Source organism: Halomicronema sp. CCY15110 (assembly GCF_016888165.1).
In the GTDB taxonomy this organism is placed as follows: Bacteria; Cyanobacteriota; Cyanobacteriia; order Phormidesmidales; family Phormidesmidaceae; genus Halomicronema.
Window position 1 is genome coordinate 1 of record NZ_JACSWC010000272.1, and the last position, 9,192, is coordinate 9,192.

6 protein-coding genes and 1 pseudogene are annotated in these 9,192 nt (G+C 53.3%); all 7 read left to right on the forward strand.

Annotation, left to right across the window (positions count from 1 at the left end; genetic code table 11):
- Nucleotides 1-1,707: BREX-1 system adenine-specific DNA-methyltransferase PglX (locus tag JUK32_RS11135; RefSeq protein ID WP_239112558.1), on the forward strand; the 1,707-nt coding region annotated here is incomplete at its 5' end.
- A 63-nt stretch (nt 1,708-1,770) separates the two neighbouring features.
- Nucleotides 1,771-2,373, forward strand: a complete 603-nt coding sequence (locus JUK32_RS11140; protein ID WP_204138930.1) for a hypothetical protein — start codon at nt 1,771-1,773, stop codon at nt 2,371-2,373.
- Between the two features lie 48 nt (nt 2,374-2,421).
- Nucleotides 2,422-4,149 (forward strand): DUF262 domain-containing protein, encoded by a 1,728-nt coding sequence (locus tag JUK32_RS11145; RefSeq protein WP_204138931.1) that lies wholly within the window; start codon nt 2,422-2,424, stop codon nt 4,147-4,149.
- Nucleotides 4,150-4,217: 68 nt separating this feature from the next.
- Nucleotides 4,218-4,550: a DUF433 domain-containing protein gene (locus JUK32_RS11150; RefSeq protein ID WP_204138932.1), complete on the forward strand. Its 333-nt coding sequence runs from the start codon at nt 4,218-4,220 to the stop codon at nt 4,548-4,550.
- The gene (locus tag JUK32_RS11155) at nt 4,543-4,932 is read left to right on the forward strand and encodes a DUF5615 family PIN-like protein (protein WP_204138933.1); all 390 of its coding nucleotides are present in this window, start codon (nt 4,543-4,545) and stop codon (nt 4,930-4,932) included. The genes JUK32_RS11150 and JUK32_RS11155 overlap by 8 nt, the downstream gene beginning before the upstream one ends.
- Before the next feature lie 38 nt (nt 4,933-4,970).
- Entirely contained in the window at nt 4,971-8,378 is a 3,408-nt protein-coding gene (gene drmA, locus JUK32_RS11160) for a DISARM system helicase DrmA (protein WP_204138934.1), read from the forward strand.
- A pseudogene (locus JUK32_RS11165) lies at nt 8,378-9,192 on the forward strand (hypothetical protein); the annotation flags it as partial. The gene drmA and the pseudogene JUK32_RS11165, both read left to right, overlap by 1 nt.

The following is a 9,192-nucleotide window of genomic DNA, read 5'->3' on the forward strand; positions in this document are numbered from 1 at the left end:
ATCACGCCGTTTAACTGGGAAATTGAGTTTCCAGAGGTGTTTGATCGGGAGAATCCGGGGTTTGATGCGATCGTGGGGAATCCACCATTTTTGGGAGGTAGGAGAATTAAATCATCCTTGGGTTCGGAATATAGCGAGTGGTTACCGGACGCTTATCCTGATGCCAGTAAAAATTCAGACCTCTCCGGCTTTTTCTTTCGGCGTTCCTTTGCTCTACTTCGGCAGAAAGGTAGCTTAGGGCTTATTGCGACTAACACAATTGCCCAAGGTGATACTCGAAGTAGCAGCCTTCGTTTCATTTCAAAAAATGGAGGAATTATATACAACGCTCGCAAACGGGTCAGATGGCCGGGACTGGCCTCAGTCATGATCAGCATTATTAATATCTGGAAAGGGGATTATCAAGGCATGAAATTCCTTGATGGGATTCCTACACCTCAAATAACTGCCTTCCTTTTCTCTAAAGGCGGAAATGATGATCCAGAGATATTACGTCAAAATGCAGGAAAAGGATTTATAGGCAGTTACATATTAGGTTCTGGTTTTACTTTCGATGATACAGATTCTAATGCTTCATCTATTCAAGACATGAAGCATTTAATTGAAAAAGAACCACGTAATTCTGAAAGAATTTTCCCCTACATAGGAGGAGAGGAAGTTAACTCTAGTCCTAATCATGCCAACTATCGTTTTGCCATTAGCTTTTTCGACACGAGTGAAGAAGATTCTAGGCAATGGCCTGATTTAATGGAAATCTTGGAACTAAAGGTCAAACCTGAAAGAACGAGGAAGAATAACAAGGGTGATTTTGTACTCCGCAAACCCTTACCACAAAGATGGTGGCAATATGCTGACAAAAGACCTGCACTCTATAAAGCGCTGGCGACTTTAGAGGACAGAGTACTCGTTAGGTCTCTTACGAGTAAATACTTTTGCTTCACTTTTTTGAAGAATAACTTCATTTATGATCAAACCTTAGTTGTTTTTGCATTATCTGGCTTTTCCTCATTTTGCATAGTCAGCTCAAGGCTGCATGAAATTTGGGCTGTTTTCTTCGGGGCAACAATGAAAGATGATCCGCGTTATAACATCACCAAATGTTTTGAAACCTTCCCCTTCCCCGGCAACTGGGAAACCGACCCCACCCTCGAAGCCGTTGGCAAAACCTACTACGAATACCGCGCCGACCTCATGGTGCGCAACAACCAGGGCCTCACCGACACCTACAACCGCTTCCACGACCCCGACGAACGCGGCCCCGATATCCTCAAACTTCGCGACCTGCACCAACAAATGGATGCCGCCGTCCTCAACGCCTACGGCTGGCAAGATATCGCCACCACCTGCGGCTTCGCCCTCGACTACCTCGACGCCGACACCGACGACCTCCCCCCCGAAGCCCAAGACCGCATCGCGATCGGTGACCTCTTCTTCCCCACCCCCGACGAAGCCGCCGCCTTCGACAGCCTGGTGCGCACCGGCAAACGCAAACTCCCCTGGCGCTACCGCTGGCCCGAAACCACCCACGACGAAGTCCTCGCCCGCCTCCTCGACCTCAATCAACAACGCCACTTAGAGGAGGTTCGCGGACACAAAGCAGCGGGCACACTGAACAAGGGGAAAGCCAAAGGCGATCGCACTAAAAAGACATCCCCCAAACCCCAAGCCAACGCCCCCACCATTCCTGGATTGGAAATTCAAGATTGAAACTATCAGCATAGTTTCTTTTATGAAAAGTCTTCCTAACTATCAGCTTCAATGAACACACAAATGACCGCACAAAAGAAAGAGGAGGAGCTAGCCACAAAGAATATATGGGTGTTCACCCTTATATCTCTTTTCTTTGGCGGAATATTAGGGTGTTTATATACTAAAAAATGGCTTTCAGGAATTATTATTTATGCCATTTTCTTTAGCCCAATCATTCTAATAATAGATGCCGGGGCACCTGTCGATGCAGTCCAAGGAGCATGCGTTATCTTGGGATTCATAGCTTCGCTTATTGCATATATAGAAGGTGCTGCGAGCATTCAGGTTGCTCAGAGGCGATATCCACCTAAACCTAAATTAAATATAGAGGAGAAACCTCGCAATAGAAAACCACCCATAAAAGAGACTTTTTCCGATCCCGAGACAAACAGAAATAAAGGCCTAGAGCCTAGAGGATATTGTAAGACAGACGAAAATCTAGAAGTCCGGATATTGAAGGTTATAAATTTGAATGGCGAAATGACTATCGGAGGTATCATGATGGCCACTGAACTATCACTAGAAAACATAGAAGAGGTCGTGGGAAAATTAGCCACACGAGATGTCTTAGGCTTCAGGAATCGTGAATCAGATGGAGCTGTTGTGTATTGGGTCATTGTATGAAATCAAAGTTTTCATTTGGTTCTAATAAACCCCTATTGAGTAAGAGCTATGCCTAATAGAATTCACGGTGCTGAATATCCCGTCGACAGAATCTTCTGTGGAGACTTTATATTTTCGATTCCCTTATATCAAAGACCTTATGCGTGGGAGGTTGAGCAAGCGGAAGCACTGCTAGATGACCTTCTGGGCTTCTTGGGGGATGATTCAGCACCTATCGATGAAGTGAACCCCTATTTTCTGGGAAGTATTGTTCTAATCAAATCGGATGGTCTACCAGAGGCAGAAGTGGTCGATGGCCAACAACGGCTAACGACTTTGACTATTTTATTGGCTGTGCTTCGTGAGGTATTACCTCCCGAATGGGCCAAGACGATCACTGAGCGCCTTTATCAGAAAGGGAATCCGGTCGATATTAATCCTAAAGGCCGAGAAAATCGCTACCGCTTAACGTTGAGGGAGCGAGATGCTGAATTCTTCAAAAACTACGTTCAGATTGAAGGGGGTATGGCAAAGCTGCAAGCTCTGAACAAGGCAGTATTGTCAGATAGCCAAGAACATATTCGCGAAAATGCATTGAAGCTACTTGAGCGGTTAACTGCCATCAGCGAGCAGAAACGATGTCAGCTAACGCAATTTATTTTATACAAGTGCCTACTGGTTGTCGTTTCTACCCCTGATATGGACTCGGCTTACCGCATCTTCTCAGTGCTGAACGATCGCGGTTTAGACCTGTCCCATACTGACATTCTGAAATCAGAAGTGATCGGCAAAATTCCCGAAGCTCAGCAAGAGCAATACAACAAACTGTGGGAAGACACCGAAGAAAAACTGGGGCGAGATACCTTCCGCGATTTGTTCTCACACATTCGGATGATGTATCGCAAAGCCAAATCGCAAGACACCGTACTCAAAGAGATTCGGCAGTACGTCAAACCAACTGAGCATCCCACTCATTTCATTGATGATGTTTTGTACCCGGCAGCCCAGGCCTATGCCGATATTCAGGATTGTGCCTACGAAAGTCATCAACACGCGGAGGCTATCAATACCTGCTTCCGATACCTTAACCGCGTTGACAACGTAGACTGGCTACCCCCGGCGATCTCTTACCTTTCTCGCTACTCCAATCAACCCGCTCAACTGCTGTGGTTTTTCACCCAACTTGATCGTCTGGCATCAGGCCTGATGATTCGTCGAGCCAACATTAATGAACGGATGCGGCGCTATGCCACGTTGCTCACTTGGATTGAAGAAAGCAAAGATCTCCAGAGTCCAGAGTCACCACTCCATCTGACTCAAGAAGAATGCCATGACGTGATTCAACGCCTTAATGGCCCGCTGTATCTGGAGAGCAAAATCCGCCTGTATGTTTTGCTGCGCCTAGATACCCACTTGTCTGGTGGCGAAGCCGTTTATAACTTTCCTCGCATTACCGTCGAACATGTTTTGCCTCAAAACCCTAAGCCTGAGAGTGAATGGCTAGATTGGTTTGACGACGAGGAAAGCCGCCAAGGCTATGTGCACCGTTTAGGCAATTTAGTGTTGCTATCCCGCTATAAAAACAGCAGCGCTAGTAACTACGACTTTGAAACTAAGAAGCAAAAATACTTCGGCGGTAAAGACGGTGTGTCGCCTTTCGTCATCACGACCCAAGTGCTCAAGGAAACCGAGTGGACGCCTGATGTGGTTGAGCGACGTCAAAAAGACTTGATTGGTTGCCTCACCAAACTTTGGCGGCTAGATGAACCCGCTCCGGTGATGGCACTGCAAGCCTAACGCTCGGCTTCGTGACCAAGATGTAAACGCTAGATTTTAAGCACAGCCAGCTTCCTTAGCCCCCGACCATGAACACCAAACTCGTAGAATCCCTCGTCGAAGCGGTGCAGTCCTTACCCCCAGAAGACTACGCCCTCTTTCAAACCACCCTCGGCGATCGCATGGTGCGCCAAACCCCTGGCGTAGCAGGCGGCCTCGCCTGCATCCGCCATACCCGCATCGCGGTGTGGACGCTCATCTCCCTGCAAAAACAGGGAGCCGATGATGCTGAACTGCTCCACAACTTCCCCGGCCTTACCCCGCTGGATTTGGTTGCCGCCCGCGCCTACTACGCTGCTCATCCTGACGAGATTGATCAAGAGATTGCTGACTACACCGACGAGGACGGTGGGCATGGCTAGGTTCTATTCCAACGAAAATCTGCCCATCGACCTGGTCAACGCTCTACGCGAACTCGACCATGACGTGCTCACCTCCTATGAAGCGGGACAAGCCAACCAGCAAATTCCTGACGCCGATGTCTTGACCTATGCCACCACCAACCGCCGCATTGTCATCACCCTTAACCGCAAAGACTTCATTGCCCTCCACCAGAGCGGCATTCAACACAGCGGCATCATCATCTGCAAAGAAGACCGCGATTACGTGGGGCAAGCCCAAACCCTGCACGACCAGCTTTTGACGTCCGAGACCGCATTAAGCGATCGCCTCTTGCGGGTGCAAAAGCAAAATCGCTCTCAAGCCCACCAACAAATTTTCGTCATCCGGGAATACTCCCGATAGCACCCTCTGCCATCGCGCCCTCTCCATGAGATCTTGCTATGACTACGTCCGCTGACATTCGCGCTACCCTCGTCGAGGCCCTCAATATCGACCTCGTCGGCCCCGTCCCCAACGACCCCACCCACGCCGACGAAGTGCTCAACCAGGCCCCTTCTAAGTGGTATCTCAGCGGCTTTTTGGCTCCCTTTGGCGCACCGCCCGATCTCCGCTCCGATGACGATAGCGACGACGACCTGCCCGAAGAAGTCACCCAAACCGACACCAGCGAAGACAGCCAGACGCCCGATAAACCCGCCGCCCGCAAGGCCCTCTTCCCCTCCTCCATGGGGCTGAGCTTTCTCGTTGCCGCCGCCACCCAGACCGTCGAAGCGACGGTCACCTGGGGCGACTATCTGCCCATCGAACCCAGCCTCGAAGCCGCCTTTGAAGACGATCCAAAAGAGCGACGCAAGCGGAAAAAGAAACCCGAAAATTGGCAGCGCGTACCTCAGCGCGTCGTCCTCCCCGTCACGATTGAAGCGAGCCCAGAACGCTACGCCATTGATATTCCGGGTGGCAGCGGTCTCCAACTGGTCGTGACCTGCCGCCCCGTCTGCGGCGATCAGTTTCCCCACGGCACCCAATCGGTCTCCATCTTTTTGGTGAACTATCGGCAGGCCACTAAAGGCGATCGCGACGCCACCTTTGCCTTCCAAACGCACCTCTGCCTCAAATGCGCCGACGGGTTCGTCCCCCGTTCCGATCCGCGTGGCTACAACACGACCGACCCAGACGAGGCGATCGCCGCCCTGCAATATCGCGAAGATTACGAATTTGCGGTAGGTCACAATGTGTCGGCGATCGCCAACGGCGTTGAAGGCGATCGCTGCAACGAGGTCTGTACCACCTGGATACCCACCGCCGAAGTGCCTCGCGTGGCCCCCACCCCTCTCCCTCATGTGAAGCTGGGCATGGAAGCGCTCGCCGCCGCCCCCGACTACATGACTGTGCGCGGCATGATTGGCCCCCTGGTCACCCAATATCGCGCCTGGATTGAGACCCAACGAACAGTGGCGATTCACCCTCAGGAAGCCGCTGACGTTGCCAAACATTTGATGGATCAGGCCAGTTGCGCCTGCGATCGCATTGAGGCGGGACTGAAATCCCTCGAAGATCCCCAGGTTTTGGAAGCTTTCAAGCTGATGAACCGCGTGATTGCGATCGGGCGACGGCGGCAGCTCAGTCAAGAGTTGGGGCAACCACCAGAGAGCTTTGAGCCCCCCGCGTGGCGTCCCTTCCAACTCGCCTTCATTTTGCTCAACCTAGTGGGCATTGCAGAACCGGAGGCGAGCGATCGAGAAACTGTAGACCTGCTCTTCTTCCCCACCGGGGGCGGTAAAACCGAAGCCTATCTGGGGCTTGCCGCGTTTGCCCTCGTCCTGCGACGGCTCCACCATCCCGGTATCCAAGCGGCTGGAGTCAGCGTCCTCATGCGCTACACCCTGCGCCTGCTCACCCTCGACCAGCTAGAGCGAGCTTCGCGCCTGATCTGTGCCCTGGAACTGGAGCGCCAAAAAGCCCCCGATAAGCTGGGCACCTGGCCCTTTGAGATTGGTCTGTGGGTCGGCCAAAGCGCCACCCCCAACCGCATGGGCAAACGGGGCGACAAAGACGACTATGCCGCGCGATCGCGCACCCTCGCTTTCAAAACTGACAGCAAGAGCCAACCCTCGCCGATTCCCCTGGAAAAATGTCCCTGGTGTGGCGAGAAATTCACCACCAACTCCTTTCAACTGCTCCCCAACGAAGACACGCCGACCAACCTGAAGGTTATGTGCGTCAATCGCGGTTGTGACTTCCGTAGCCGCAATCCCCTGCCCATCCTGGCAGTCGATGAACCGATTTATCGGCGTCTGCCCTGCTTCGTCATCGCTACCGTCGATAAGTTTGCGGGCCTGCCCTGGGTCGGCCAAACGGGTAACCTCTTTGGCCGCGTCACCCACTATCAGGACAAAGAAGGCTTCTATGGTCCCGGTGATGCCACTAAAGCCGGACGCACCCTCGACGGCTTTCTGCCCCCTCCCGACCTGATCATTCAAGACGAGCTGCACCTAATTTCGGGACCGCTGGGCACGATGGTGGGGCTGTATGAGACGGCGATCGATGCCCTGTGCAGTCATGATGGGGAGAACGGTAAATCTATCCGTCCCAAAGTCATCGCTTCCACGGCCACCGTCCGCCGCGCCCAAAACCAAATTCAGGCCCTCTTTGGTCGCAGCCAGGTCGATATCTTTCCGCCCCCTGGCCCCGATCGCCATGACTCCTTCTTTGCCAAAACCGATTTCGAGTCACCAGGCCGCTTATATCTTGGGGTTGCAGCCCAAGGCCGCAGCCTCAAGGTAGTGCTCCTGAAGACTTACCTACCCTTGCTAGCTGCCGCGCAGAAGCAATGGGACATTGCAAGAGAGCAGAAACTCAAGCCCAATCCGGCTGATCCGTATATGACGCTGATGGGGTACTTCAACTCGCTGCGCGAACTGGGCGGGAGTCGCCGCATCGTGGAAGACGAAGTTAATTCTCGCTTGACGCGGTACCACGAACACCTGCGAGAGGGCGAGCTGACCGGCCCATTCCACGGGCGCAAAATCGACGAAGAACCCGAAGAACTGACCTCGCGTGTCGGCACCGACAAGATTGCCAACACCAAACGCCGCCTCGCCCTACCCTTCAGCGATAAAGAACGTGTCGATGTCGCCCTGGCTACGAATATGATCTCCGTCGGTCTCGACATTGTGCGATTGGGCCTGATGGTAGTGCTGGGACAACCCAAGACTGCCGCCGAATACATCCAGTCCACCAGCCGGGTGGGACGAGATCCCAGCCGCCCGGGTTTGGTGGTGACCCTGATGAATATTCATCGGCCCCGCGATCGCTCCCACTACGAATGCTTCCAGAGCTGGCACAACAGCTTTTACCGCGCGGTCGAAGCCACCAGCGTCACCCCCTTCTCGCCCCGCGCCCTTGATCGCGGCCTCGCTGGGGTTACCGTCGCCCTCGCTCGCCTCGGTGTGCAGGAGATGACCTCACCCATGGGTGCATCCAACATTACCGACCAGCGCGCTGCTGTCGAAGCGATGGTGGAAACCATTGCTCGTCGAGCGGAGGGGCACAGCCCGGACTTAGATGCCGAAACCTCTAATGCGCTGAGGGTGAGTGTTCGTGCCCAAGTCATTGACCTTCTCGACAACTGGGAACGCATTTACCAACGCAATCAGCGCCTGCAGTACCAGAAAGAAACAGACCTGGCCGCGCCCCTGCTGGTCGATCCTTTTGATCCAGCGGCTGACCAAAAGCCCCAGGATGAGCAGAAGTTCAAGACCCAGCGCAGTATGCGCGATGTGGAAGCCACCGTCAATCTGTGGATTCGTGACCCGTTCAGCTTGGAAGATGTAGAGGCCGGAACCTAATGGCAAAGTCTAAAAAGTCCCAACGCAAGCCTAACGGCGAACTGCGTCAAAGCCAGTTATTGACCACTTTTGGCCCCGGTGCCATGGTGGATTTGCCACAGCGATCGGTCATCATCTCCGGTCTCACCTTTTGGAAGGGTGACAGACAGTACATTCGAGAAGAGCGTCTCGCCTACAAAGTTGCCAAAAGTCTCCAGGACAAAATTCCCGAAGGCCAGGAAATTCAGCTTTATACGCCGCCTCGACAATCAAACGATCCGAAGGAGGGGCATACCGGCATTGATGCATTTGTCTTTCCCATCTGGTTTCTCGCCCAAGTGGAGCGCACCTTTGAGCGTGAGGGCAAAGTATATCGTACCCGTCCCTTAGTTCCCTGGGGCGCGGTTAAGGGCGGCCTCCGAGTTGAAGGCCAACGAGTTGCCGCAGTTCCTGTCCGCTTTGTGCAAGCCTGCACCAATGGGCACTTAAGCGACATCAATTGGGTGGCCTTTGCCCATGATGACTTTGACACTAAGTGTCGCGGTCAACTCTGGCTGGATGAAGCGGGATCCGGCAACGACTTCGAGGAAATCTTCGTGCGTTGCGAGCAGTGCGGTCAGCGCCGCCCACTATCCCAGGCGAAAGTGCCCAACTCCAAAGTTCTGGGAGCCTGTAGTGGCCACCGTCCCTGGTTAGGCCCGAGGGGGCACGAGCCCTGTCGCCGCAGCAAAATCTCTGCCGATACCGGCGAGCGAATTGAAACCGATCAGCCAGAATACAATCGCCTGCTGGTGCGATCGGCCAGCAACGCCTACTTCAGCCAGATTCTCAGCGT